Origin of the sequence: Candidatus Poriferisocius sp. (assembly GCF_965214065.1) — a bacterium.
GTDB lineage: Bacteria > Actinomycetota > Acidimicrobiia > Acidimicrobiales > Bin134 > Poriferisocius.
Genome location: NZ_CBDCAT010000027.1, coordinates 122722 through 147961 on the forward strand (window position 1 = coordinate 122722; position 25240 = coordinate 147961).

Annotated in this window: 18 protein-coding genes; 13 read left to right on the forward strand and 5 right to left on the reverse strand. The window is 65.0% G+C overall.

Translation table 11 applies throughout. The features are described from left to right. Positions 1–7 precede the first annotated feature (7 nt). Positions 8–1930: a hypothetical protein gene (locus ACOOGG_RS06875; RefSeq protein WP_420433629.1), complete on the reverse strand. Its 1923-nt coding sequence runs from the start codon at positions 1928–1930 to the stop codon at positions 8–10. Between the two features lie 12 nt (positions 1931–1942). Further along, positions 1943–2857 (reverse strand): transglycosylase family protein, encoded by a 915-nt coding sequence (locus ACOOGG_RS06880; protein WP_420433631.1) that lies wholly within the window; start codon positions 2855–2857, stop codon positions 1943–1945. 83 nt (positions 2858–2940) lie between these two features. Between ACOOGG_RS06880 and ACOOGG_RS06885 the strand changes: the two genes are divergently transcribed. Next, positions 2941–3921 (forward strand): ferrochelatase, encoded by a 981-nt coding sequence (locus ACOOGG_RS06885; RefSeq protein WP_420433633.1) that lies wholly within the window; start codon positions 2941–2943, stop codon positions 3919–3921. A gap of 6 nt (positions 3922–3927) precedes the next feature. On the opposite strand, the gene ACOOGG_RS06890 is transcribed toward ACOOGG_RS06885, so the two are convergent. Then, positions 3928–4611, reverse strand: a complete 684-nt coding sequence (locus ACOOGG_RS06890) for a TIGR00266 family protein (protein WP_420433635.1) — start codon at positions 4609–4611, stop codon at positions 3928–3930. 64 nt (positions 4612–4675) lie between these two features. After that, the gene (locus ACOOGG_RS06895) at positions 4676–6244 is read right to left on the reverse strand and encodes a long-chain-fatty-acid--CoA ligase (RefSeq protein ID WP_420433637.1); all 1569 of its coding nucleotides are present in this window, start codon (positions 6242–6244) and stop codon (positions 4676–4678) included. Positions 6245–6298: 54 nt separating this feature from the next. On the opposite strand from ACOOGG_RS06895, the gene ACOOGG_RS06900 reads away from it, so the two are divergent. The 6 genes from ACOOGG_RS06900 (at position 6299) to ACOOGG_RS06925 (ending at position 14112) form a co-directional block, all read left to right on the forward strand. Beyond that, a complete protein-coding gene (locus ACOOGG_RS06900) occupies positions 6299–6787 on the forward strand; it encodes a nuclear transport factor 2 family protein (protein WP_420433639.1) in 489 nt (162 codons plus the stop codon). Positions 6788–6880: 93 nt separating this feature from the next. Further along, complete coding sequence (locus ACOOGG_RS06905; protein ID WP_420433641.1) at positions 6881–7813, forward strand: SDR family NAD(P)-dependent oxidoreductase; 933 nt, start codon at positions 6881–6883, stop codon at positions 7811–7813. Beyond that, positions 7810–8538 (forward strand): glycosyltransferase family 2 protein, encoded by a 729-nt coding sequence (locus ACOOGG_RS06910; RefSeq protein WP_420433643.1) that lies wholly within the window; start codon positions 7810–7812, stop codon positions 8536–8538. Before ACOOGG_RS06905 ends, ACOOGG_RS06910 begins: the two co-directional genes overlap by 4 nt. Before the next feature lie 113 nt (positions 8539–8651). Continuing rightward, a complete protein-coding gene (locus ACOOGG_RS06915; protein WP_420433645.1) occupies positions 8652–11072 on the forward strand; it encodes a DNA gyrase/topoisomerase IV subunit A in 2421 nt (806 codons plus the stop codon). Continuing rightward, positions 11066–13150 carry a DNA gyrase/topoisomerase IV subunit B gene (locus tag ACOOGG_RS06920; RefSeq protein WP_420433647.1) on the forward strand — a complete coding sequence of 695 codons (2085 nt, stop codon included), beginning with the start codon at positions 11066–11068 and terminating at the stop codon, positions 13148–13150. Before ACOOGG_RS06915 ends, ACOOGG_RS06920 begins: the two co-directional genes overlap by 7 nt. 35 nt (positions 13151–13185) lie before the next feature. Then, positions 13186–14112 (forward strand): RecB family exonuclease, encoded by a 927-nt coding sequence (locus tag ACOOGG_RS06925; protein ID WP_420433649.1) that lies wholly within the window; start codon positions 13186–13188, stop codon positions 14110–14112. Here ACOOGG_RS06925 and ACOOGG_RS06930 read toward each other — a convergent pair. Then, a complete protein-coding gene (locus ACOOGG_RS06930; protein ID WP_420433651.1) occupies positions 14109–15308 on the reverse strand; it encodes a phosphotransferase family protein in 1200 nt (399 codons plus the stop codon). The genes ACOOGG_RS06925 and ACOOGG_RS06930 overlap by 4 nt on opposite strands. 68 nt (positions 15309–15376) lie before the next feature. Between ACOOGG_RS06930 and ACOOGG_RS06935 the strand changes: the two genes are divergently transcribed. The 6 genes from ACOOGG_RS06935 (at position 15377) to mutM (ending at position 25225) form a co-directional block, all read left to right on the forward strand. Beyond that, positions 15377–15847 carry a DUF4143 domain-containing protein gene (locus ACOOGG_RS06935; protein ID WP_420435181.1) on the forward strand — a complete coding sequence of 157 codons (471 nt, stop codon included), beginning with the start codon at positions 15377–15379 and terminating at the stop codon, positions 15845–15847. 150 nt (positions 15848–15997) lie between these two features. Next, on the forward strand, positions 15998–16651 hold the full coding sequence (locus ACOOGG_RS06940) for a hypothetical protein (protein WP_420433653.1): 654 nt from the start codon (positions 15998–16000) through the stop codon (positions 16649–16651). A 332-nt stretch (positions 16652–16983) separates the two neighbouring features. Then, a complete protein-coding gene (locus tag ACOOGG_RS06945) occupies positions 16984–20223 on the forward strand; it encodes a PD-(D/E)XK nuclease family protein (RefSeq protein ID WP_420433655.1) in 3240 nt (1079 codons plus the stop codon). Then, on the forward strand, positions 20207–23605 hold the full coding sequence (locus ACOOGG_RS06950) for a UvrD-helicase domain-containing protein (RefSeq protein ID WP_420433657.1): 3399 nt from the start codon (positions 20207–20209) through the stop codon (positions 23603–23605). Before ACOOGG_RS06945 ends, ACOOGG_RS06950 begins: the two co-directional genes overlap by 17 nt. Positions 23606–23617: 12 nt before the next feature. Further along, entirely contained in the window at positions 23618–24421 is an 804-nt protein-coding gene (locus ACOOGG_RS06955) for a nucleotidyltransferase family protein (protein ID WP_420433659.1), read from the forward strand. A gap of 3 nt (positions 24422–24424) precedes the next feature. After that, positions 24425–25225 carry a bifunctional DNA-formamidopyrimidine glycosylase/DNA-(apurinic or apyrimidinic site) lyase gene (gene mutM, locus ACOOGG_RS06960; RefSeq protein WP_420433661.1) on the forward strand — a complete coding sequence of 267 codons (801 nt, stop codon included), beginning with the start codon at positions 24425–24427 and terminating at the stop codon, positions 25223–25225. Positions 25226–25240 lie beyond the last annotated feature (15 nt).

A 25240-nucleotide genomic window follows, 5' to 3' on the forward strand; every position in this document is an offset into this window, starting at 1 on the left:
GCACTGCTTAGCGCACCTCATAAATCGCATACTCGCCCTGGGCAAACGCCAGCGCTCCCCGGGAGGCCCAAAACTCCTCGCTCACCCCGACCCGCCGCTCGATAGGTCCGACCACCACGTAGTCCACTCCATAACCATTCAACAGTTCCTCGGTACCCTCGAATCCGCCCAGCATGGTACGCGCCTGCTGATGGCGCATCGGCCAGTCGGTTACACCGAGGTCGTTGATCCAGCCGGCGAAACCCACCACCGTCTGTCGACCGCTGAGGGCCGGAACGGGATGGGTGTGCTCGAAGCCGATCAGAAACACACTGTCGGGCGGCGTCTCATCTCGGGCCCACTCACCGGCGGCCACCCCGTCGCCCGACGCAATCGGATGGGGCCACACATTCACCTCGGGGTCGACTGCCTTCCAGACGTCGAGCGCCCCGGCGAAGGTGAGGGCAAAGAACAGCAGCACCGCCCCCACCAGCCCCAGCCATCCGATGGAGGCCATTCTCACCAGCACCGCGGCTGCCAATAGCGACCCCAGCAGGATCGCAGGGACGAACCAATGGGTGTTGTTCCAGGGGTGGGATGGCGCCACCCGCACGAAGTTGGGAACAATGAGCCACAGCCACACCGGAATGGAACCCCACTGAAGTACTCGGGGCAGCGTGCCCTTCCACACCTGCGCCGCCAGCATCAACACCAAGAACACACCGGCGTTGCGCCACCAGAACGTGAGCGGGTTGTCTTGCTCGATCGAGTAACCGGGGGGCTGCATCCAGGGACCGTTCACCCAGGTCTCCCACACGATCTCGGTGTTCAGCGGCTCGATCCACAAGGCCGCGGGCAGCGAGAACACCAGTGCCGGTATCGCGAACAGAGTCCATTGCCAGCGGCGGTCCAGCACCGCCCAGATCAACCCCAATCCCAACGCCATCCCGAAGGAGTACACGTGGAATATCGGCATCAACCCCACGATCACCCCGGCGGCGGCAAACAGCCGGCGGGATCCCGACTTGTGGGCCTCCCGCAGTAGCACAACAACCACCAGCAGCAGGGAGAATCCGGCCAGGGTCGGCCGCTGGGGGAATAGATTCCCGGTGACCGCGTTCTCCATCAATATGTTGCCCACGTGGTGGCGGGTGTAGTCGGTGGGCAGGTCCCAGATGACGCTCCAGCCGCCCTCAGCCCGATCGTGGAAGAAGCGGAGCCATCCCAGCCCGCCGAACAGGGTGAACACCAGCACGGCGGTCACCCCCACCGCTCGGCTGGAGAACAGCCTCACCCCCGTCAGATAAAGCACGGGCACAAACGCGAACGCCAGATAGCCCGACGACACCTCCAACCCGCCGAAGGCGCTCAACCCGGCCCGGTCGAGCATGGCGGCGAAGAAGTCGATGCCGAAGTGATAGGGCAGCCGATCAACGCCCAATGCAGTGGGCAGCTCGGGTGGGAAGTTTTCGGCGTGGGCGAACGACGAGGCATAGGTCAGATGGGCCTGCCAGTCGGTCCATGACGAGAGGTGCCCGGCCAGCACGCCCCCTGAGCCGTCGGGCAGGTAGGCCTGGTTCAAGATCCAGGCGGTGATCGCCCAGGCCGGGGCAGTCAGAAGCAACAGTGGCGCCGGGTTCTCCGGACGGGAGATGGGCCGCATCAGCCGGCGTCGGAAATCGTGGCACTCGGCGCCGATCTGCTGAACACCCGACCGCCAACCGGTTGCCGAAATCGCGGTGGCCACCAAGGCGGCTGCCAATACCACTGGTCCGCTCAACCTGCCGGCAGCCCAGCCAGCGGCATAGCCCACCAGGGTGATGGCCATGAACCCGACCACCGCCCCGTATGCCACCCGCTCCTCGATACGGAGCTTCAAACCCGTCAGGTAGGTGAGCCCAATGCCGATGAGCACGCAGTCGGCCAGAAGCAACGCCACCCACAGCTTCATTGGCTCACGAAGCTAGTTCGCAGGGAGCCACCGGCCGCAGTAGTCCCGGGGCCAAGGCTGGTCGCCCCTTCGGGCATAGAGAAGGCGAGCTCGGGCATCTTGTTCTTCGGGCGGGGCGTGAGCCGGATTGCCGACACCGCCCACAGTCCTCCACGTCCGAGGCTCAAACTGGTAAGCGCCGTAGAACAGGCCGTTGGCGCTCTCGGCGGTGTAGTTGTTGGTGGACTCGCAAAAACGGAGGTTGTACCAGTGCCGTTCTGTGGGCTCGATAAACCCGTTCTGGACCCGCTCGCGGTCGGCCATATCGTTGATCTCCGCGATGTACACCACCCACTCGGCCGCTTCGACCGACTGCTCCGCATCGAACAGGCGGCTGCTCAGATAGGGGATAGCGTCGTTGAGCCGCCCAATGCGGGCCTCGGTTCGCTCCCGCTCCCCAGGCACATCGTCCACCGCGTTCAAGGCCTGGTCAACGAGCTCGGAAACCTCCGACAGCAGCGCCTTCCGCCAGAGGGCGTCAGTGGCCTCCGACACCCCCAGAATCAAGACCACGTCTTCGACGTCGCCCCCCGATATGTACTCCTGCACGACCAGTCGCTCGGCCTCGTCCATGAGCAGCTGCTTGCCGGTATCGGTGTCGAGGAGTTGGTCTAGCCGGGCCAGTTCGAGGTGGAGTTCGTCCACGGTGCGGTTCATGGCCACCTGAACGGAATCGCGGACTCCCAGGGCCAACTCCAAGTCCGTTTGGGCCCGGTCCAGATCGCGCCACGCCGGTATCGACGACTCAACCTCGACGGGCTGCGCGGCCTCGTCACCGCTGTCGGATTGTCCAACAGCGGCACCGGCGGCGGCCGCCAAGGTGGCGACCATCACCACAAGCAGAACCGTCAGGCGACTGCGTTCTTGAGCCCGCAAACTCTCTCCCAAGTTCGGCTACCCTCGAAACGGGTTTACCGCACTATCGCTTTGGGCGGCAAAGCCCCCTACTCGCCCCCAGAAGCCTACTGACCATGCCCACTGCACCTTCAAACGATCCTGCACAGCTCGGATCGGCCGTCGAGTTCGACGCGATACTGCTCGTGTCGTTCGGCGGGCCGGAGGGACCCGACGACGTGATGCCGTTCTTGCGCAACGTGACCCGGGGTCGGGGCATCAGCGACGACCGATTGGCTGAGGTGGCCGAGCACTACCACTTGTTCGGCGGCGTTAGCCCCATCAATCAGTGCAACCGCGACCTCATCGCCGCCCTGGTCGAAGAGCTCGCTGAACGGGGGGTAGATCTCCCTGTGTACTGGGGCAACCGGAACTGGTCGCCCATGCTGGCCGACACGGTGGCCCAGATGAGCGACGACGGCGTCTCCCGGGCGGTCGGCTTCGTCACCTCGGCCTTCGGCTCCTACTCGGGCTGCCGCCAATACTCCGAAGACATCGAGCAGGCCCGGATTGCGGCCGGCCCCGACTCTCCAACAATCCGCAAGCTGCCGCCGTTCTGGGACCAGGAGGGCTTCTTGTCGGCCATGGCCGACCATCTGGCCGCGGCCCGCCAGACCGAGCCGACCGCCCCGGTGGTGTTCACCGCCCACAGCATTCCCGACACCATGGCCGCCACCGCCCCCTATGTGGCCCAACTCAATGAGGCCTGCGGCCGGGTAGCGGCCCGAACCGGAGTGAGCCAGTGGTCGCTGGCCTATCAGAGCCGCAGTGGCCCGCCCCAGGTTCCCTGGCTCGAGCCTGACATCAGCGAGGAGTTGGACAGGCTGGCCGACAACGGAGCCGACGCGGTGATCGTGGCGCCGATCGGTTTCGTAGCCGACCACATGGAGGTGATCTACGACCTCGACACCGAGGCCCGCCAGCGGTCCGACATGCTGGGACTGCGGTTCACCCGAGTGCCCACCGCAGGCACCCACCCGGCGTTCGTCAAGATGATCGCCGACCTGGTGCTGGCTCCCCCACCAGCCTTCTGCCCGCCAGACTGCTGCCTGCGCTAGTCCGAATTATTCGCGAGAGCCGATCTCGGTGTTGATCCAGGCGATGAGCTGCGCCTGGTTGCGGGTCTGGGTCAAGATGTCGCCCGGGCCGGCGAAGTGGAACACAAAGCCCTCGCCCGACTTCATCGACTGAATCGAGCGGCCTTCTACTGCCCGGCGCAACTCGTAGCTGACGGTGTCGGGGAAGGCCAGCATGTGGCTGGTGTCCACCACCACCGTCTCGCCCGCGGCCAGCGAGATCACGTCGATGGCACCGTAGGAGGCCACCACCACGTTGCCGGTGCCCTCAGCGTGGGCCATGAAACCGCCCTCGCCGCCGACCAGCGACTTGAAGCCGCCCCACTTGGTGTCCATAACCACCGAGGCGTCTGAGGCCAGCCAATTGCCCCGCTCGATGATCCAAGACTGCGAGCCGTCCAACTCGATCACCCGAAGGTCGCCGGGCAGCTTGGCGGCCACATCCACCCAGCCGCCTTCCGCTGGAGCGGTGTAGGTGGACACGAACAGCGACTCGCCGCCCAACACGCTCCGCTTGAGCCCCTTGAGCATCCCGCCCTCCACCTTGGCCTCCAGCGACATCCCGGTGGAATGGGCCGACATGGCCCCGGCTTCCACTTTGACCTGTTCGCCCCCGCCCAGGTTGCACCGGGCGACCGCGAAGCTGGGGGCATGACGAATTTCTACCTGCATGACCGGCAGCCTACCCACCGCTTCCAGCGAATTGGGGGCGGGCTAGGGCGATTTTCCCCGGCTGTTACCCGACGTTTTTGTCCTGGCCCTCCCAGTAGGGGGCCCGCAATTCCCGCTTGAGCACCTTCATGGCGCCCGACAGGGGCAGAGGCTCCGCCCGGAACTCCACCGACTTGGGCACCTTGTAGCCGGCGATGGTCTGGCGGGCGTGCTCGCACACCTCTTCTTCGGTGAGCTCGCGGTCGGGAGCGGGCACCACCACGGCATGGACCGCCTCGCCCCAAACCGGATCGGGAATGCCGATCACCGCCACCTGGGCGACGCCTGGATGGGTGGAGATGGCGCTCTCCACCTCCGAGGAGTAAACGTTCTCGCCGCCGGACACAATCATGTCCTTCACCCGGTCGACCAAGAACAAGTAGCCCTCGTCATCGAGGTATCCGGCGTCGCCGGTGTGGTACCAGCCGTCCCGGAACGCCTCGGCGGTGGCCTCGGGCTTGTTCCAGTACTCGCTCATGAAGTTGCCCCCCCGGGCGCACACCTCGCCAATATCGCCGGTGGGCAGCATCTTTCCGTCCTCGTCTTGGATGCAGAGGTTCACGCCCAACACCGGGAGGCCCACCGACCGCAGCCTGGGGCTGCCAACCACGTGGTCTTCGGCCGAGAGAAGGGTGAGCACCGAAGAGCACTCGGTCATGCCGTAGCCCTGGCGCAGGTTGACGCTAGGCAAGTGCTCCAGCAGGTGGCCCAAGACAGCCTCGGGCATGGGTGAAGCGCCGTAGACCAGCTCTCGCAGCGACGCCAGCCGCTCGGGCCGGTATTCCGGGTGTTGAAGGCACATGCCGATCATGGTGGGCACCATCACCGTCTGGGTGATGCCCTCGGCCTCGATGAGGCTCATCACCCCGGCGGGGTCGAATGCCGGAATGGTCACCATCTTGGAACCAGAGGCAGGAATCACCAGCAAACTGGCCATGGAAGCGGCGTGGAACAGCGGCGTCTGGCTCAAGAACACGTCGTCGTCTCTGGTGCCGCCCAGCCCCATGCCCACGTGGTACACGTTGAGCATCTCGGCCCGCTGCTGCAACAGCACTCCCTTGGGCAGCCCGGTGGTGCCGCCGGTGTACATGAGCACAACCGGGTCTTCTTCCTCGGGCTCCGGCGGAGTGGTGTTGTCGCCCGCGGCCACCAAATCCTCGTAGGCCACGTCGTGGGGCACATCGCCCTGTCCTATTAGCACCACCTTGCGGATGGGGCTGTCGCCCGCGGCCTCCATGGCCTTGACAAAGGGCTCGGCAAAGAAGGAGTCGACAAAGGCCACCTCGGTACCCGAGTCCCGAACTATGTAGTCCAGCTCTGGGCCAGCCAGTCGCAAATTCAGCGGGTTCACCACCCCTGCACCCAGATAGCAGGCGTGATACAGCTCCAGGTAGGACGCGCTGTTGAGGGCCATGATCGCCACCCGGTCGCCCCTTTTGACACCGAGCTCGCTGCCCATGGCATTGGCCAGCTTGGTGACCCGTTCCCCGTGGGCAGCAAAGTCTGCCCGGTACGCACCGTCGACGATGGCCTCTTTGTTGGCGTACCGCTCCACTGCCGGGTAGAACAGCCGGTGATAGATCAGCTCTTTCATGAGGGCAACCGTAGCGCGAGACCGAGTGTGCCGGAGCGGGTCGAAGGAGGCGAGATGAACGTCGAAACCACAGTGCGCTGGCTGAAGGATCGGGAGCTGATCAAAGAGGTTCCCCAGCGGTACGCCCGGGGAATCGACCGCATCGACTTCGACCTGGTGCGGTCAAGTTTCCACCCCGATTGCCAGATCTACGGGACGGTCATCTCCGGACCCCTCGACCCCTACTTGGACTGGACCGAGAAGGAGCTGCACAAGTTCGAAGCCACGCTGCACTTCATGGGCAACCAGTATGTGGACTTGGAAGAAGGCGCCGATGAGGGCCACATCGAGACTTGGGCGGTGGCCTACCACATGCGCCCTGAGGACTCGGGCGTCGACGACCTCATCTTGGGCCTGCACTACTGCGACGACGTGGCCCGCTTCGACGACGGCTGGCTCATCACCTCCCGCACCGCCAGACCCCAATGGGCCCGCGGCGCCTTCCCCGACCCACCCGACGAACTGCGCAGCGACTGGCACGACGTGGACATCCGCCACGTGTGATGGATTAGAAGGCCCAAGACCACACCACCCAGCGCGACGACGCCGACTAGTCGCTTTGGCCGCAGCAGGGCAAAGGCAGGCAAACTACGGGCCATGAGTGATCGACCTGTCGCATTCGTTACCGGGGCTAGCCGGGGGATTGGGAAGGCGTGTTCGGTGTATTTGGCCCGGGCGGGCTTCGATGTGGCGGTGTCGGCCCGCACTGTGGCCGAGGGCGAGCAGCGGGAGCACTCCTCGACGGTGCAGCGGTCGGACACCTCGCCGCTGCCCGGCAGCCTGTCGGCTACGGCCGCTCTGGTGGCCGAAGCGGGGGGCGACGCGCTGATCGTGGCCGCCGACTTGCTCGACTACGACTCCTTGGAAGCGGCAGCCGCTACAACGTTGGAGCATTGGGGCCGGGTGGACGTGCTGGTGAACAACGGGCGCTATATCGGGCCGGGCCACATGGACCGCCTGCTGGACACGCCCATCGAGCTGCTCGACAACCACCTGAAGGCAAACTGCCTGGCTCCGCTGGTGCTCACCAAGGCGCTGTTACCCCAGATGATCGAGCGGGGCAGCGGCACCATTGTCAACATCTCGTCGGCCTCTGGCTACGCCGATCCCACCGAGGCGGCGGGCGACGGGGGCTGGGGAATGGGCTACGGCATCAGCAAGGGTGCCTTTCACCGGGTGGCCGGGTTCATGGCCGTGGAGCACGGCAAAGACGGCATCAACACCTTCAACGTGCAACCCGGCTACATCTCCACCGAGCGCATCGCCCAGGACATGGCCCAGTTCGGCTTCGAGGACAACGGCCAGCCCCCTGATGTGATTGGCGCAGTGGTGGCCTGGCTGGCCACCGACCCCGAGGCCCGGGAAATGAACGGCACCAACGTGGAGGCTCAGTTCTTCTGCCACGAGCGGAGACTGCTGCCCGGCTGGAAGGGCCCGGAGCCCAACACCGCCGCCATCCGCTACGACCTGAGCGGCGCCATCTTGGCCGAGAAGGAGGCGCAGCTACTGGCTGAGAGCTCCCAAGAGTGACCCCCGAGGTCCGGCTCGACCTGTGCGCGGTCATGCCGGTGTACAACGAGGAGGAGATCGTCGGGGAGGTGGCCGAGAGCTGGCTCGGCGTGCTCGACGGGCTAGGAATCGAATACGAGCTGGTGGCCATCGTGGACGGGGCTACCGACTCCAGCGAGCAGGTATTGCGGGCGGTGGCTGAACGCCATCAGCGCCTGGTAGTGGACGTGAAAGCCAACAGCGGCCACGGGCCGACAATCTTGCGGGGCTACCGCCGGGGGGCGGTCACCGCCGACTGGGTTTTCCAAACCGACTCCGACCACGAAATGCCCGCTGCTTCATTCGGTGAGCTCTGGGAGCATCGCCACAGCGTCGACGCAGTGATCGGCATCCGCACCAACCGGAATCAGTCGGCGGGCCGACGGGCCATCACCAGATCGGCCCGGCTGACCGCCCGTGCGGCCTTCGGGAGTCGACTGGCCGACGTGAACTGCCCCTACCGGCTCATGAGTTCGAGCGCTCTGGCCCCGCTTCTGGCCGTGATTCCCGACGACACCTTTGCCCCCAACGTGGCGATATCGGGAATGCTGGCCCGATCCGGAGCCCGTTTGGCCGAGGTGGCGGTACCCCACTGCGACCGCACCACCGGAACGGTGTCGATCCTTGGCTTGAAGGCGCTGCGGGCTGCGATTCGCTCCTTTGGCCAGACCGTGCGCCTCAGCCGCACCCGGATTCCCGCCAACTGACCAAAATACCGGGTTGATCTGCCTGATTGACCCCTATATGTCGCAGCTACCGGGTACCTTCTAAACAGGGGTAAAACCCGTATTTCCCCCTACGAATATCCGCTAAGGGAATCATGCCCCCACAATCACAGTTGTCCCTCGACAACGTGTCCGACGACCGCCACACCGATGTCGATTTTGCCCGCGAGATCGTGCCCGTCCCGGTGGCCGAGGAGATGTCGGAGTCGTTTTTGGCGTACTCCCTGTCGGTCATCACTTCTCGGGCCATCCCCGACGCCCGCGACGGCCTCAAGCCCGTGCAGCGCCGCATCCTCTTCTCCATGCTCAACATGGGGATCCGCCCCGACGGACCCCACCGCAAGAGCGCCCGGGTGGTGGGCGACACCATGGGCAAGTACCACCCCCACGGGGATGCCGCCATCTACGACGCCCTCGTCCGGCTGGCCCAGGAGTTCTCCCGGCCCGTCACCCTGATCGACCCCCACGGCAACTTCGGCACCCTTGACGATCCCCCGGCCGCCCCCCGATACACCGAGTGCCGCCTGGCCGCCGCCGCCATGGAGATGCTGGCCGAAATTGACGAGGACACCGTAGACCACCGGCCCACCTACGACGGCGAGAGCTCCGAGCCCGAGTGCCTGCCGGGGCGGCTGCCCAACCTGCTGGTGAACGGCACCACCGGCATCGCGGTGGGCATGGCCACCAACATGGCCCCCCACAATCTGCGGGAGGTCGCCGAGGCCATCCGGCTGGTCATGACCAAGCGTCGGCCCAAGCCCACCATAGAAGAGCTCTTGGGTGTGCTGAAGGGCCCCGACTTCCCCACCGGGGGAAGGGTGATCGACTCCGAGGAGGGGGGCCTGCGCCAGGCATACGCCACCGGACGGGGATCGATCAGGGCCCAGGCCAAGATGAAGCCGGTAAAGCTGACCCGCAGCCGAAAGGGGATCGAGGTCACCGAACTGCCCTACATGGTTGGGCCCGAGAAGGTGGTCAAGCGCATCAACGACCTCATCGTCGACGGCAAGCTCCCCGGCGTCCACGATGCCCGCAATCTGTCCGACCGCCACCACGGTTTGCGCATCCTCATCGAGTGCGAACCCCACGTGGAGCCCGAGAAGCTCTACTACGACCTGTTCCGGCTCACGCCGTTGGAGGAGACCTTCGGTGTCAACAACGTGGTGCTGGTGAACGGGGTTCCCACCACCGTGGGGCTCTACGACCTGTGCTGCCACTACATCGACCACCGTCTCGACGTGGTGGTGCGGCGCACCCGGCATCGCTTGGGCCGGGCCCGAGACCGCCACCACATCCTGGAAGGGCTGATCGTCGCCCTCGACAACATCGACGAGGTGGTGGCCATCATCCGGGGCTCCGATGATGCCGCCGAGGCCCGCCTGCGGTTGCAGGACGCCCTAGACCTGACCGAGATCCAGGCGGCCCATATCCTCGATATGCAGCTTCGGCGGCTCACCGCGCTGGAGAAGCAGAAGATCATCGACGAGCGAGACGAGCTGATCGCCGAAATCGACCGGCTTGAGAAGCTGCTGGGCTCGGAGCAGCGCCAGCGCACGTTGGTGCTCAAGGAGCTCGATGATTTGGTGGAGCGGTTCGGACAGGATCGCCGGACCGAGATCGTGGCCCACCAAGACGCACCGGTGTACGAGCCCACCCCCGCGGCTGAACTGGCCCCCAAGGCCGATGGGCCGTGTGTGGTCACCCTGTCCACCACTGGCATCGTGGGCCGGGCATCGGCTGGGGGACGCCGTCGTTCCCAGTTCGGCCGTCACGATGTGCTGACCGCTTTGCTGGAGGCCGACTCTGGCGACACGGTTCTGGCTGTCACCTCGGGGGGCCGGGTTATTGCGTCGCCAGTCATGGCCCTGCCCGAAGTCTCGGGCCGCAGCCGGGGTGCTGGGGCATCCGAGGTGTTCGGGACCATCCGCAGCGAGGCAGTGCTGACCCTGGTGATGCCGGGGGACGATCCCCTGGTGCTGGTCACCGCCGCAGGAACGGTGAAGCGAGTCGATCTGTCGGATGCCGACAAGGGGCGGGCGGCCAAGCAGGTCATCAAGCTGAAGCCCAAAGATAAAGTGGTCGCCGCCTTCTGCGCCCCCCAGGCTGTGGAGATGGTGCTGGTCAGCGCCCAAGGCCGGGCGCTGCGGACACCGGTCGAATCGGTACCGGTCCAGGGGCGGTGGGCTTCAGGGGTCAAGGGCATGGCCACCCGCGACGGCGACCGGGTGATTGCGGCCGGAGGCGTGAGCGGGGACGAGGCCGTCATCTTGGTGGAAGTCACGGGGTCGGTCGCCATCAAGTCGGTCACCGACATCCCACCCACCGGCCGGGGCGGGGTGGGTACAACCCTGGGAGGCGATAACCAACTAGCCATGGCCGCAGTGACGCCTCCCGCCGACCTGTTGGCCGAAGTGGACGACAACGGAAAGCCGGCCAAAGAGCCAGTGCCCTTCTCGCTGGCTCACGGAGAAGACCACCGCGCGGTGGTCTTGAGCGTGGGGATGCCCCGATGGTGACCAAGACCTCCAGCGGCCAGGGCAAGAGCGGCGACCTGTTCGCCCCTCCAAACGGCGGAAACGGCAACGGCAGCTACGACGCCTCCGATATCGTCACCCTGCAAGGGCTGGAAGCCGTGCGCAAGCGCCCTGGCATGTACATCGGGGGCACCGGCAGCGAGGGCCTGATGCACCTGGTGTGGGAGCTGATCGACAACGGGGTGGATGAGGCGGGCGCCGGGTTCGCCAACCGCATCGAAGTGACGCTTCATGCCGATGGCTCCGTGGAGGTGAGCGACAACGGCAGGGGCATTCCGATCGACCCCCACCCCATCAAGAAGGTGTCCGCCCTGGAAGTGGTGCTCACCGAGCTGCACTCAGGGGGAAAGTTCGGCGGAGGGGTGTACGGGGCCTCGGGCGGCCTGCACGGGGTGGGCGCCTCGGTGGTCAACGCCATGTCCACCCAGCTCCGTGCAGAAGTGGACCGCGACGGAGCGACTATGCAGCTCTGGTTCGTCAAACAGAAGGCCGGCCAGTTCGATGGCGACAAGTTCGTCAAAGGGCACAAGCTCCGCCGGGTCCGCTCCACTCGAAAGACCGGCACCCGGATCCGCTTTTGGCCCGATCTGGACATGTTCGACCCCGATGCCGCCGTCGATTTCGAGGCAATTCGCCTAAGGGCCCAGCAGGCCTGCTTTTTGGTTCCCGGATTGCGAATCAAGCTGGAGGACAAGCGCCGCGGCTTCGACAACCAACCGGTCGAGCTGATCTCCCACGGGGGCCTCGCCGACCTTGTTGCCCACCTGTCTTCCGCGGAGACCGTGACCGAGGTCATCTCCATACCCGGCGAGGGCGAATTCGAGGAGAAAGTCCCAGTGGATGGGGCCATGACGACGGTCACACGGCAATGCCAGGTGGACATCGCCATGCGCTGGGTAAAGGGCTACGACTCCAAGGTGTCGACCTTTGTGAACACCATCCCCACCCCCCATGGCGGCACCCACTTGGCCGGCTTCGAGCGGGCCTTGACCAGGGCGGTCAACGACAGCTTGCTGGCCGACTCCAAGAAGCTGGCCCGTCTGGCCAAGCAGGGCAACGACCGGGCTCAGCGCGAAGACGTGCAGGAGGGTCTGGTGGCTGCGGTCAAAGTCACCCTGCCCGAGCCACAGTTCCGAGGCCAGACCAAACAGGAGCTGGGCACGCCGCCGGTGCAGTCCATCGTCTACAACGTGCTCAAAGACGGCTTGGAGAGCTGGTTCCAAACCGGGCCCAAGAGCCATGTAACCGCTTTGCAGTCGAAGATCGCCGATGCGGTTGTGAATCGGGTGTCGGCCCGCCAGACCCTGGAGAACAAGCGCCGGGCGGCCTCGCTGGGTTCCACCGGGATGCCCGACAAGCTGGCCGATTGCCGGGTACACGGCCCGGAGTCGGAGCTGATCCTGGTGGAGGGAGATTCGGCCGCCGGGCCGGCCAAAGCGGGGCGCAACGCCGAGAACATGGCCATTTTGCCCCTGAGGGGCAAGGTGGTGAACGCGGCCAAGTCCTCGGTGAAGCAGGTGCTGGACAACGCCGAGGCCCAGGCTCTGTTCACCGCCATGGGGGCTGGCTCCGGCGATGATTTCGACATCGACAAAGCCCGTTACGGCCGCATCGTCATATTGTGCGACGCCGACGTGGACGGCAGCCATATCCGCTGCCTGCTGCTAACCCTGATCCACCGCTTCATGCGCCCGATGCTCGATGCGGGCCGGGTGTTCGCCGCCCAGCCCCCGCTGTATACCGCCAAAGTGGGCGACCAAACCCACCGGGCCTGGTCGGATGCCGAGCGAGACCGAGTTACCGCCAAGCTGTCCAAGGGCAACCGCAAGGCCGAGAACATCCGCTGGTCCCGCTTCAAGGGACTGGGCGAGATGGACACCGACGAACTGGCCGAGTGTGCCCTCGACCCCGAAACCCGGACCCTTCGCCAGCTCACCCTCCACGACGCCAAGACCGCCGAGGAGATGTTTGAGACCCTGATGGGCTCCGACGTGAGCCGCCGCAAGGACTTCCTCATCGCCCACAGCGAGCTTGTCGACCGCGACGCCCTCGACTACTGACCATCAACAGAGAAATCGGGTAAACAGACATGACCATGACCCAATCCGCCGTACAGACCGAGTCGGCTGAAAAACCCGCCAGCGACAAGCTCATGGAGATTCCTGAGCGCTACGTGCCCAAGTATCTGTCCCCCTCTAGCGCTTCGTCCTTCCGGGAGTGTGCCCGGCGCTGGAAGTTCCGCTACGTCGACCGCCTGCCCGACCCGCCCGGCGAGGCCGCGGTAACCGGCACCTTCGCCCACATGGTGCTGGAGAGGCTGATGCAGGAACCGGTAGAGAACCGCACGGTGGACCGGGCCAAGAAGCTGGCCCGCGAGCTCTGGCCCAAGATGGAGAACCACCGTGACTACCAGGGCCTTGAACTAGATGAGCAGGGGGGTTTGGGCTTCCGCAAGAACAGCTGGCGGGCCATCGAGGGTCTCTGGGAGCTGGAAGACCCCCGCCAGGTGTCGGTGGCGGCCACCGAGCAGGATGTGAGGGTAGAAATCAACGGGGTCCCGTTCCGGGGCATCATCGACCGAGTTGACGAGACCGAGGAGGGTTTGGTGGTAACCGACTACAAGTCGGGCAAAGTCCCCTCCGAGCGGTTCTCATCCAACTACGCCACCCAGATGCTGCTCTACGCCGCGGCTCTAACCGAGCTGGAGGGCCGCAAGCCGGCCAAGGCCCAGCTCTTGTATCTGGGCCAGAAAGTGGTGGAGTTGGAGATCACCGACGACAACCTCGCCGAGGCGGTCGACGAATTGCGGTCAACCTGGCTGGCGATCATGGAGAGCTGTATCTCCTTAGAGTTCGAAGCCTCCACCGGCCCCCTGTGCGGCTGGTGCCCGTTCGTAGCCCAATGCCCCGAGGGCACCGCCGAGGTGCTCCACCGCGACAAGATCGGCAAACTGCGGTCCGATGCCCCCGCCCTCGAGCGGATCGCCCAAGCCTCTGGAGCAAGCACAGACGCTGCCGACTAGAGCCTGGCCAGTCGCGTCCCGGCCAGGCGGCCCATGGCGGGTCGCATGAGCGATTCTTGTCGCTGAGTGGCTCGGGCCCAATATTGGGCGGCCTCAGCGTCATCGTCCATGTCGAAGCGCTCACGGTCGATGAGGTCCTGTTCGGCCAGCTTCGGCCCGATGCGGTCCACCATGTCCAGATAGCGCACCAACCGGGCCACGGACTTGGACCGAGCAGACGCGTACCCGTCCACCGCGGGGGTGATCACCGTGCGAAGGTCATCCAGCACCGCCTGGTAGGCCTCGCTGGCCTCGGTGTCAGCCGGCTCGGGCACATCAACCGGCTCCGGCACCACTCCGAGGGCCTCGCACAGCAGCTCAGCGGTCACCCGGCGATGGAGGGTGGAGAAGAGCATCCGCATGCCCAAGTCCCCCCCGGCTGCCCCGGTAACTCCCAGCCCGATCAGATTGCGAACCTGGCAGGCGAGCTGCCAATAGCGCACCCGCTCGGCGTCCACCGGGCCGCCGTACCAACCGAAGGCGGTGTCGGTATCCACAAATGGGGTGAGCATGGCCCGCACCGTGATCCAGCCCAGATCCTCCATGGGATCACCCACATGGGCTAGCTCCCAGTCACACAGCCCAGTCACCCTGCGGCCGTCATGCAGCACATTGCCCGGCCCAAGATCGCCGTGAACCAGCACCGCCCGATCCGGAGGTCCCGGCGCAGTCTCCTCTAGTCGGCGCAATCCCAGATCAATAAGCGGGTCGGGCTCAGCGCAATGCTCCCGATAGAGCATGGTCCACACCGCCAGGTCATCGTGGGCCAGATCAGCCGGCGGCTCCAGCCCATGGAGAGCGTTGACCTGCTCCATGAAGTCCCTGGCGAGGTCTGGATCGTCCATCGGACCCGGCCCCCCGTCTACGAAGTCCAATAGCAGCGCCCGCCCATCAGGACTGACACCGCAGAATCCGGCCGCTCTCACCGGCTTGTCGGTCAGCCACTGATACGCCCGGGCCTCTCGAGCCAGGTCGTAGCCCACCGCAGACAGCGCCGAGGTTCCCGCGTCCATCCGCAAGAACCGCTTCGCCCCGTCATCCAGCCTCACCACCCAAGCCTGCCGAGAAGCACCTCCTGGAATCCGAACAGCATCAGCGACCCCTTGCCCACTGCACTGTTCCACCCACGCCAACAGATCGTGATCCAATTCGCTCACTCACCCAGGCTAAGCCCATCGGCTACCCGGAATAAGGCCCGAGGGCTCTCCGCCGTCGTTTCTGCTCAATACCAGCCGTCGTTTCTGTATCATGGGCATCGGCCCCAGTCCACCAGATGGCCGACCCGGCCCTTGCCGCCCGGCTCCTCGGCGTGACAGATGAATCCCTCCTCACCGGCGCCGACGGGACCATCCCCGCCGCCAGACCGGGCTCTCTTATGGGCGCGCTGTTCCAGTCCCTGGTCACCCAGTCGGCACGCGTCTACGCGCAAGCCAACGAGGCCAACGTCTTCCACCTCAGAACCCAAGGCGGCGAGCACGAGATCGACCTGATAATCGAGCGACCCGACGGGCGGGTCGTGGCGCTCGAAGTCAAGCTCTCCGCAACGGTCAAAGACCGCGACATCCGGCACTTGGCATGGCTCGCGGATCGGCTTGGAACCGATCTGCTCGACTCAGCCGTGATAACCACCGGCCAATACGCCTACCGCAGAAAAGACGGCATAGCCGTCATCCCCGCAGCGCTCCTCGGCCCCTGACCTCTTCAATCGACTCGGCCAAGCGCCTAGGAGAAGGCGGGTCTTCGGTGGGCATTGCCGCAAGGCCCCCAGCCCGTCGATCGGCATGCAGGACTTGGCCGATCATCTATGATCCCAAGCGCCGAACCCGTCTGAGCGAAGGAAACGACCATGTCGCCGAACAGGAAGCTAGCTGCCGCCATAGCGGCGGTGTGCATGGTGCTGTCAGGCCTCGCCGCGGCCGTTCCGACAGCCGCGGCGGCGGGTTCGCTTGTCGAGGAGATCGAGGTGCGCGACCGGCTGATCGCCGACCAAGAGGCCCTGTTGAACGCCTACCGGTGCATGTTCACAGTCGATGTGGCAGCAGTGCCGGGAGGATGTGCGAACGGGGCGCCGGCGCAGCCGGCGGGAGAGCCGGGCCCTCCACCCCCCAACCCAACCAAAGCCGACAAAGACGCCAGGGACAACCTGATCGCAGCCCAAGAAAACCTGCTCAACACCTACCGCTGCAACCACAACATAGACACCCAACTAGTCCCCAGCGGCTGCAAAACAACCCCAGAGCTTGGTGATGATATCCCAGTTGATGACACTTCAGAAGCTCCAGAGGATGATACAGAGACAAACCAACAATCTGACGATGATGGAAGCGATTCTGGTTCTGACGATGGTTGTTCGCATTTGGGTGATGGATGGACAATGGTACCTAGTACTGGTCAATGTGCTCCTCCTCAAATCAGTGTATGTCTACCGGGTGAGGTTTTGGTGGAAGAGAACGGCCAGACAGTTTGTCGTTATTCTGATTCAGATGAGAATGATTCTTGAAATGAGAATCATCATTTAAGTTGTGCTTTCTAGCTAAAAGCACAGCAACAGGTTGCTACTCCCTCCTTGTTTTTAACAAGTGAGGGAGTGGTAATCTACATATACTAAAGAATTTATTATTAGGATTTAAATGAAGCGGGTATCTAGTCTTACTTAAGTAAATCTAGATGCCCGCGGGCGGGGCGGGGAGTCGACCCGTAGGGCGTCTAGGTGAGCCCGATGCCTAGCATGGTGCCCCAGATCGTGAGCATGAACCCCGACATGATGAACACCATCGTATGGTCGACGTCGAGACCGGGGAAGTGTCATAGCAAGTCTCTAGAGTCAGACCCGTGAGCATTCAGGTGATCTGCACGCCCTATGGGCCGCCTGCCGCAAAGCGGCTGGGCGAGCAGATCGCCGTGCTCAAGAACGGCGACCCGTTGGCGCCGGTCACGGTGGTGGTGCCCACCAACGTTGCTGGGCTGGCCACACGGAGGGCGTTGGGGGCACAACAGCACGGCATCGCCGCGGTGGACTTCCCCAGGCTTTACGACCTGGCCGAACGCCTGGCCGGACGGCAGATGGCCAACCAGCACGATCGCAAACCGCTCTCAGACCGAGTGCTCGGCGCGTCGGTGCGGAACGCTTTGAGCGCCACCCCCGGCCTTTTCCAAGCCACCGCCCGCCATCCCGCCACCGAACAGGCTCTTGTTGCTTCCTACAAAGACCTAAAAGAAATCCCCGACCACGCTCTCGACAGCTTGGCGGCCCAGAGCGGTCGGGCCGCCGACGTTGTCCGCATCTGCCGCCGTGTCCGAGACCATCTCCAGGGCGATTGGTACGACGGGCCCGACTTGATCGACATGGCCATGGAGCGCATCGAATCGGGGGCAGCCGATGCCGCCCTCGACGAGATCGGCCCAATCATCGTCTATTTGCCCCAGCGCCTCACCCCATCCCAAAGCCGCCTCATCGCCGCCCTCGCGCAATCAGCCGGAGTGTGGGTGATCGCCGGCCTCGCCGGCGACGAGAGGGCTGACGCTCCGGTCATAGAATCCATAGACCTCATAGGGTCAGGGCCGCTAAACCCATCTCGCATCGAAAAACCCCACGGTCAGCGGGTCATAAGCGCCGCCGACGCCGACGAGGAGATGCGGATCGCCGTCGAAAGGGTGGTCTTGGCCGCCCGAGAAGGCGTCCCGCTGAGCCGTATCGCCGTGCTCTGCGGCGGTGGATCAGACGCCGTCCGCCAACTCCACGAGCATCTGGATGCCGCAGGGATACCCTTCAACGGGCCCAGCGGCCGCACCCTGGCCGACTCGCTGCTCGGCCGAGGTCTTACCGCCCTGTTAGATCTGGAAGACCGGGGGTTTCGGCGCGACGACGTTTTCGCTCTGCTGGCGGCAGCCCAACCCGACCTACCAGGTGCTGAGCGGGCCGATCCCACCCCTGCACCGGTGATGGCATGGGAGCGGGCATCGCGTCGGGCCGGAGTGTCCCAAGGCGCTGAGCTGTGGGGGGCAAGGCTGAAGCAACACGCAACCGACCTGCGCAACAGAGCCGACGACATGGGCAACGGCGCTGACGATCCAGATCTCGTCGAATACCGCCAAGATCGGCTGCGGCGAGATGCCGGCCATGCCGATTCCCTAGCCCAGTTCACTGCCGAGCTGATCTCCGACTTGACGCCCGACCCCTTGCCCACAACCTGGATCGAGTGGCACCGATGGATTTGCAGCCTCATCGGTCGCTATCTCGGCGATGAGGAGCAGCGCCGAGACTGGCCCCCATACGAGAAGGCGGCAGCCGAGGAGATCCATTCGGCGCTCGACCGCCTAGCCGAGTTGGACGAGATCGAACCCAGGCCGAGGCCCGGGGCTTTCCGAGCGAGCCTGTTTGCAGAACTGGCCGCCCCGACACCGCGTGTGGGGAGCATTGGCAACGGCGTGTTCACCGGCAGGATCGGCGATTCGCTGGGCATGGAGTTAGACCAGGTGATCTTGCTGGGGCTGGCCGAGGGAGTCTTCCCCCACAGCCCCCCAGAAGACCCGCTGCTGCCCGATAGGGAGAGAACCGCCGCCGGCGGGCACCTGGCCCAGCTCTCCAGCCGAACCGGCGACCTTCACCGCAGCCTGCTGGCAACCATGGCCTCGGCCGGCCATAGCACGCTGGTCTACGCCCGAGGAGACTCGCGGGGCGGCGCCGAGCAGTACCCCTCTCGGTGGCTGCTGGACACTGCCACCGCCCTGGCCGGCCGAGCAGTGGACAGCACCGGCTTGGAGAAACTGGCCGGCGACGAAACCGCGGCCTGGTTCGAGCATGTCCCGTCGTTCTCGAACAGGATCGCCAACGCCGAGTTCTGTGCCACCGCCCAAGAGCACCGGTTGCAGGCTCTCCTCAGGCACCCCAACCCTGCCGAGGCGCTTGGTGCCAACGACTGCTCAGGCAATGGCGACCCCGGCTGGGACATCGACGATGACATTCTCAGCCTTGGGGCTGAGATGGTCGCCGGGCGAGCCTCTGATCGCTTCACCCGCTTCGACGGCAACCTGGGTGGCGAAAAGATCCCCAAGTCAATAGCGGTGTCGCCCACCAGTTTGGAGGCATGGGCAGACTGCCCCATGCGCTACTTCTTCCAGAGGGTCTTGCAGGTCCATACCACCGACCACCCCGAGGATATCCTGGAGATCTCCGCGTTGGAAAAAGGCTCGCTGGTACACAAAGCCTTAGAGGAGTTTCTCAAAGAGCAGCTAGGGAAACAGGCTGTACCCTCTCCAAGCCAGCCTTGGAACACCGAGCAGAGAACCCGGCTGCTGGCCATCGGCCAAGAGCTGTGCGACGAGGCCGAGAGCAAGGGATTGACCGGCACCCCGGTGTACTGGCGCCACCATCGCCAGCAAATCCTCGCCGACTTGGAGCGCTTCTTGACCGCAGACGACGAGCAGCGCCTAACCCGAGGGGCCAGCCCCATCGCCAGCGAGCTGGGCTTTGGGGAAGACGGCGAACTGGAGTGGGTTGCCATCATTTTGCCCAACGGAAAGCAGGCGCTCTTTAGAGGCCAGGCCGATCGGGTGGACGCCATCAGCTGCGACCGCAGCCTTTTGGTCACCGACTACAAGACCGGCAAATCCGATCGGTACAAGAAGCTGGAAAAGGGCAAACAGGGCGACGACTGGGATCCCGTTCAGCGGGGGACCCGGCTTCAGCTCCCGGTATACGCGCTAGCCGCCCGAACCCACACTGGCGATCCCCGGGCCCCAGTGAGAGCCCAGTACTGGTTCGTCACCGCCAAAGAGGGCTTCAAAACCTATGGATTCGACCTGGACGATGCCGTGCTAACCCGCTTCTGGGAGGCGACAACTGCCATAACCGAGGGCATAGAGGCCGGAGTTTTCTGCGACAGGCCCCAAGCCGACAAGACCGATGGCCCGTTCAGCCAACGGTGCGAGTACTGCAATCCCAATCAGCTGGGCACCGCTGACCAGCGACGGGCCTGGGAGCGGAAGCGAGGGCAGCCGGAACTGGCCGCATACCGCGACCTGTGCGAGCCGCTCAGCGAGGAGGAGGGCGACAATGGCGCCGGCCAGTGACATCCCCGCCCGAAGCGACACGCCGCAACGGGTTGAGCCTCAGCCCACCCCTGGCGACCAAGCCGACCGGGATGCCATCGCCGCTGATCTGGATTCGACGCTGTTCGTTGAGGCCGGCGCCGGGTCGGGCAAGACCACTGCCTTGGTGGGGCGGGTGGTGGCCCTGCTCGACGCCGGAGTGGCCATGGATGACATCGCGGCCATCACCTTCACCGAAAAGGCCGCTGCCGAGCTGAAGAATCGCCTGCGCAAGGAGCTGTCGGAATCCGGTGGCCACCGAGAGGCCCTAGACCAGCTCGACACCGCCGCCATCACCACCCTCCACGGGTTCGCGCTGCGCATACTCTCCCAGCACGCCCTCGAGGCCGGGCTCCCGCCCAAGATCGAGGTGAGCCCTCTCGACGCCTTTGAGGACCGCTGGGAGCAGATGCTCCGTCACCTGCTGCACGACCCGGAACAGGAGGCTGCACTGGTGCTGGGGCTGATAATGGGCATCACCGCTGGCCACCTCCACAACCTGGCCCAAGCCCTCGACAACAACTGGGACCTGGTGGAGGAGCGCATGGGACGAGGGCCGGCCCCAACCGACCCGGTCGGGGGATTCGACTTCGGCCCCCTGGTAGGCCAGATGGCCCAAACCGCCGAATTGGCCCGGTATTGCTCGAACCCTGAATGCACGCTGTCGTCCCGGCTCTCAGAGATCGACCAATCCGGGGAGCGCCTGGCGGAGGCCGGATCAGACGAGGAGGCGGTTCGCGTTCTGTTCGGGCCGATGCCCAGCTTCAAGGCGGGGAATCTGGGGCGCAAAGAAGACTGGACCAGCGATCTCCCGGTAAGGGATGTCCGCAAACTGGTGGCGGCTCTGGGCACCGCGGTGGAGAAGGCCAAGCTCCATGTAGCCGACGCGGTGATCGGAAGGCTGGCCCGGGTGCTGGGAGCGCTGATCCTCGCGGCCGCCGAAGACCGGTGCAAGCAGGGGGTGCTGGAGTTTCACGACCTTCTGGTCTTGGCCAGGAACCTCCTGAGGCACCCTGAGCACGGCCCCCCTGCGAGAAGGGTGCTGGCGGCGCGCTACCCGAAGCTGCTGATAGACGAGTTCCAAGACACCGATCCCATCCAAATCGACCTTGCCAAGCTGATTGCCGCGCCCGCTGAGGACACCAGCGCGTGGCCCGACCTCCGCGACGAACCCGGACGGCTGTTCTTCGTCGGCGACCCCAAGCAGTCGATTTACCGGTTCCGACGAGCCGATATAGCCGTCTTTGCCCAAGCGGGCCGCGCCCCAAACGTTGTGCAAAAGTCGCTCACCCGCAACTTCCGCTCTGCCGAGCCGATCATCTCCTGGGTCAATGGGCTGTTCCAAAGCCTGATGGGTGAAGAAGGCGACCATGTCCAGCCTCCCTACACTCCGCTCGATCCGGTGCGGGGGCACCCACCGGAGGGTCCGGCGGTGGCCGTTTTTGACACGGAGCACTCCAAAGGGACCGAGATGGCCAAGCTCAGAGAAGCAGAGGCCAACGAGGTAGCCCAAGCCGTGTTGACCGCAGTGAAACAGGGATGGTCTGTTGGCGCTGGCAAAGGAGACGCCAGCCAAGAGGCGTGGAGGCCGGCGCGGCTGGGAGACATCTGCATCCTTCTCCCCACCCGCACGTCGCTGTCACAGCTCGAGGTCGCACTGCAATTCCACTCCATCCCCTACCGCATCGAGGCGGGCTCGTTGATATGGGCTTCCCAGGCCATCCGGGAGACCATGAGCGTGCTGCGGGCACTAGCCGACCCCACCGACGAGGTCGCCTTGGTCAACGCGCTGCGCTCCCCCGCCTTCGGCTGCGGCGACGACGACCTGCTCACCTTCAAGACGACTCACAACGGCCGGTGGGACTATTCGGCCCGACTTCCCGAGACGCTGGGCGATGAGCACCCGGTGGGCCGCGCGATGGGGTGGCTCGCCGAGCAGCACGCCACAGTGAGGTGGACCAGCCCCAGCCACCTGTTGGAGCGCATAGTGCGGGAGCGCCGCCTGCTGGAGACAAGCTGTTTCGGCTTTCGCCGGGCCCGAGACGTGTGGGGCAACCTCCACTGGCTGATCGATCAGGCCCGCCAATTCGAGAGAACCGGCGGGAAAGGCGTGCGAGAGTTCATCGCCTGGGCCGACCGCAGGATCAGTGAGCGGGCCCGGGACTCCGATGTGGTCGCGTCAGAAACCGATGACGACGCTGTGCGCATAACCACCATTCACGCGGCCAAGGGTCGCGAATTCCCCATCGCAGTGCTGTCAGGCACCTACAGCCGGCCCCGCCCCATGACCGCCAACCTGCTTTGGCCTCCCGAAGGCGGCTTCGGCGTTCGCTTCAGCAACTCTCTGCTGACCAGCACCTTCGCCGACCAACGAGATTCCGAGGACGGAAAAGCCAAGGCCGAGCAAGTGCGCCTTCTCTATGTGGCTACCACTCGGGCCAAAGACCACCTGGTGGTATCGGCACACCGCATGGCGCCGGGCGGCGCCGACTCGGATACGGATTCAGCGTCGAAGCGGTCGATGGCGCACATGGTGGCCGACGGCGCGCCTGCCCTGCCCGGCTGGCAGTGGGCGCCCGCACCCCTGGGCAAAGCGCCTGCTGCGGCGCCACAGGCCAGCGGCGCTTTGTCGCTGTATGAGTGGAAGACGCAGCGAGACCGCGCCATCGAGGAGGCCCAGCGTCCGCTGGTGGTGAGCGCCTCGGCGATATCCCAGCAACACACCCCCGGCCTTTCCGAAGACTCTGAAAATTCAGCCCAAGACCCGGGCTTGGCCAAGGACGGTCCCGTGGACGGCGACGACCATCGGCCGCCCTGGCTCAAGGGCCGCTACGGAACCAAAGTGGGATCAGCCGTCCACGGCGTGCTGCAAACCGTGAGCCTGGACGCCGATCTGGGACTCATCGAACCTGTTGCCGCAGCCCAGGCCGAAGCCGAGGGGGTGGCCTCCAAGTGCAGCTCAGTGCTTGCCCTGGCCCAGTCGGTGCTGAGGACGCCGAGCGTGCGCGAGGCGGCACAGGCCGAACACAGAAAAGAGGTGTATGTAGCCTCAAAAGTGAAAGACGCCGTGTTGGAGGGCTACATCGACCTTCTGTATCGCACGCCGGAAGGACTGGTGATAGTGGACTACAAGACCGACGACATCCACGACGACGAAACGCTCCAGGCCAAAGTGGACCGATACCGGCTTCAGTTGGCCGCCTACTCCCTGGCGGTGGAGCAGGCGGTAGGAGAGGCGGTGGCCCGCTGCGTGTTGGTGTTCGCCCGCAAAGGTAAACAAGCAAGAGAGGTCGTCATCGCCGACGGCGACCTAGCCTCGGCCCAGCAAGAAGTCCGCCGTAGGCTGGTGTTTTCGGCAGCCTGAGAAAGATAGAGCATGTTCACACTGGTGGTGATGGCCGCGGGGCTGGGGTCGCGCTTCGGCGGAACCAAACAGCTCGCCCAGGTGGGGCCCAACGGCGAGGCCTTCTTGGACTTCGCCATCTGCGACGCCCAAGCCGCGGGTGCCGACCGGGTGGTGCTGATTGTGCGAAGCGACATCGAGGCCGACGTGAAACGGCACTTCGAGTCTCGTGGGGGCCTGCCTGCCGACCTCGAAGTGGCCTACGTGCGCCAGAACGAGCACGGCCCTCCCCGGCCCAAACCGTGGGGCACCGCTCACGCCGTGCTATCGGCCTCCGACGCGGTGACCGGTCCGTTCGTGGTGTGCAACGCCGACGACTACTACGGCCCCACCGCGTACGGCGCCCTGGCCCAGGCCATCGAGAGTATGGCCCCAAACGAGGGCTGGCTGTGCGGCTACCACCTCGACCACACCCTGCCCGCCGAGGGCACCGTAACCCGGGGGGTGTGCCGAGTAGACGGCGGCCGCCTCACTGGAATAGTCGAGCAAGAGGGCATCTCCCGAGCCGACCACGCGCTCCCTGCCAGCACCATCGTGTCCATGAACCTGTGGGCCTTCTCCCCGCGATTCATGGACAGCCTGCAAAACGGCTTCACTCAATTCCTCAAAGAACACGGCGACAGCCCCACCGCCGAATACCTCCTTCCCCACGCCGTCGCCTCCGAAATGGAGAAGGGCGCGCTCACCGTCCGAGTAGTAAACACCGAAGAGACCTGGATCGGCGTAACCAACCCCGACGATCTAGAGGTCGCCCGCGCCGCCCTCAGTTCCCGCTAATCCGTGCCCGAACTGCCCGAAGTCGAGACGATCCGCCGTCAACTCGCAGCCCGGCTGCAAGATCGCCTCATCAGGGAGGCCGACAGCCACCCCTCAGAGAAGTTCACCCCCGCCAAAGAAGCCATCGGCACCACGATCCAGGGACTGCGCCGCAAAGGCAAGTACCTAATCGCGCCGTTAGACGATGGGCAAGAGCTCATCATCCACCTGGGCATGACCGGCGCCCTCGCCATCGCATCAGAAGTCCCCGACAACCCCTACATCCGAGCATGGTGGCAACTCGACCGCGACGAAGTCCTCGTCTACCGAGACGTCCGCCGGTTCGGGCGCATCCGCTGCGTGACCGCGGGCCAGTACGACACCATTCCCACCCTGGCCGCCCAAGGCCCTGACGCCCTCAGCCCTGAATTCACCCCAGAGGCCTTCTATCAAGCCCTCCGAAAGAGCCGCCGCCGCATCCCCACCCAGCTCCTGAGCCAGAAACCGGTGGCCGGCGTGGGCAACATCTACGGAACCGAAGCGCTATGGATCGCCCGCATCCACCCGGCCAAACGCCAGATCAGTCGGCCCGCGGCCACCAGACTCCACGGCGCCCTAGTTGAGGTACTCGAGGCCGGCTTGGCCAATGGAGGCACCACCCTGCGGGACTATCGCAACGCCGAGGGAGACGAGGGCAGCCATCAGCACGCCCTGGCCTGCTACGGCCGCTCGGGCCAACCCTGTCTGCGCTGCGCCACCCCGCTCCAACATCGCACCTACGACGCTCGCACGCTTACTTTCTGCCCTCAATGCCAGCCGCGATAACGTCCGCTCCGGTCG

What these genes read in the sequence shown, in the direction of transcription:
- ACOOGG_RS06875 (WP_420433629.1), bottom strand. Translation starts at nt 1,930, where the DNA reads ATGAAGCTGTGGGTGGCGTTGCTTCTGGCCGACTGCGTGCTCATCGGC.
- ACOOGG_RS06885 (WP_420433633.1), top strand. Translation starts at nt 2,941, where the DNA reads ATGCCCACTGCACCTTCAAACGATCCTGCACAGCTCGGATCGGCCGTC.
- ACOOGG_RS06890 (WP_420433635.1), bottom strand. Translation starts at nt 4,611, where the DNA reads ATGCAGGTAGAAATTCGTCATGCCCCCAGCTTCGCGGTCGCCCGGTGC.
- ACOOGG_RS06895 (WP_420433637.1), bottom strand. Translation starts at nt 6,244, where the DNA reads ATGAAAGAGCTGATCTATCACCGGCTGTTCTACCCGGCAGTGGAGCGG.
- ACOOGG_RS06900 (WP_420433639.1), top strand. Translation starts at nt 6,299, where the DNA reads ATGAACGTCGAAACCACAGTGCGCTGGCTGAAGGATCGGGAGCTGATC.
- ACOOGG_RS06905 (WP_420433641.1), top strand. Translation starts at nt 6,881, where the DNA reads ATGAGTGATCGACCTGTCGCATTCGTTACCGGGGCTAGCCGGGGGATT.
- ACOOGG_RS06915 (WP_420433645.1), top strand. Translation starts at nt 8,652, where the DNA reads ATGCCCCCACAATCACAGTTGTCCCTCGACAACGTGTCCGACGACCGC.
- ACOOGG_RS06920 (WP_420433647.1), top strand. Translation starts at nt 11,066, where the DNA reads ATGGTGACCAAGACCTCCAGCGGCCAGGGCAAGAGCGGCGACCTGTTC.
- ACOOGG_RS06925 (WP_420433649.1), top strand. Translation starts at nt 13,186, where the DNA reads ATGACCCAATCCGCCGTACAGACCGAGTCGGCTGAAAAACCCGCCAGC.
- ACOOGG_RS06940 (WP_420433653.1), top strand. Translation starts at nt 15,998, where the DNA reads ATGTCGCCGAACAGGAAGCTAGCTGCCGCCATAGCGGCGGTGTGCATG.
- ACOOGG_RS06950 (WP_420433657.1), top strand. Translation starts at nt 20,207, where the DNA reads ATGGCGCCGGCCAGTGACATCCCCGCCCGAAGCGACACGCCGCAACGG.
- ACOOGG_RS06955 (WP_420433659.1), top strand. Translation starts at nt 23,618, where the DNA reads ATGTTCACACTGGTGGTGATGGCCGCGGGGCTGGGGTCGCGCTTCGGC.